The organism is Streptomyces sp. TRM64462 (assembly GCF_013362995.1).
In the GTDB taxonomy this organism is placed as follows: domain Bacteria; phylum Actinomycetota; class Actinomycetes; order Streptomycetales; family Streptomycetaceae; genus Streptomyces.
In genome coordinates this window covers 1-982 of sequence record NZ_JABWDV010000050.1, presented here as the reverse complement: position 1 = coordinate 982, position 982 = coordinate 1, and the positions used below count along the sequence as shown (strand labels likewise).

Here is a 982-nt window from a genome sequence, read left to right as displayed (position 1 = left end):
CGCGCCCCGCGTCGGTCCAGGCCGCGACGGCGGCGGAGCAGCCGTACTCCACGTCGTCGGGGTGCGCCACCACGGCCAGGGCGCGCTGCCAGTCCTCGGGCATCGGCGTGAGCCGGCCTGGCACATGACGGTCCGTCGGGTCCTTGTCCTGATCACTCATGGGCGCAGGATACGGGGAGCGGCGCCCGCGTCCCGGGCAGGCCCCGCGGCCGCGGTGGTGGGCCTCTCCTACCCGTGTACCGGCGCCCGGTGGCCGCCCGTGGGCGGCGGTGCGGCTACGGTGCTGATGTGGTGATCAGCGACGAGAACACGACGGGCACGGTGCTGGTGCTGGCGGCGGCGCCCGTCGGCAAGGGGCGTCTGACGGACGCCGCGTCCGTGCTGCCCGCGCTCGGGGCGGTACCTCCGGGGGCGCTGGCGGGCACGGCGACGGCGCATCTGGTGGAGCTCGCCGACCCGCTCGAACCGCAGGCGGTGCTGACCCGGCTGCGGGCGGCGGTGGCCGCGCCGGGGCCGCTGTCCGTGTACGTCGCCGGGCAGCTCCACCTGGACCACAAGCAGCGGCTGCCGCACCTGGCGCTCGCCAGGTCGTCGCCCGCGACGCTGCGCTACACGGCCGTGCCGTGGCACTGGTTCGCCAGTGAGCTGAAGGTCCGTCAGCCGGACACGACCACGGTGGTCGTCGACCTGGTCGCGGACGCCGGGACGTGGGCGCTGCTCCGTACCGAGCCGTCGCTGCTGGCGCTGGGGTACGGCATACGCCTCTACGGCCGTGTGGCGCCGCCCCCGCCGCGCCGCCGGGTGGCGGCCCCGGAGTACCTGAAGGCCTGCACGGCGATCTGGCGCAGCGGGGCCCGGCCAACGCTCCCTGCCCTCCACGAGCAGGCGTCGACCGCGGCCGACCCGGAACACGACCTGCTCCTGGCGGTGGACCACCCGGCCGGGGCAGCCGCGTGGACCGCCCTGCCGGTGCCGGGTGCGG

At 76.6% G+C, this 982-nt stretch carries 2 pseudogenes; one reads left to right on the top strand and one right to left on the bottom strand.

What is annotated here, in order from left to right:
• A pseudogene (locus tag HTZ82_RS31920) lies at window positions 1-160 on the bottom strand (PIG-L family deacetylase); the annotation flags it as partial.
• A gap of 128 nt (window positions 161-288) precedes the next feature.
• Between HTZ82_RS31920 and HTZ82_RS02290 the strand changes: the two are divergent.
• Window positions 289-982: pseudogene (locus HTZ82_RS02290) on the top strand (hypothetical protein); the annotation flags it as partial.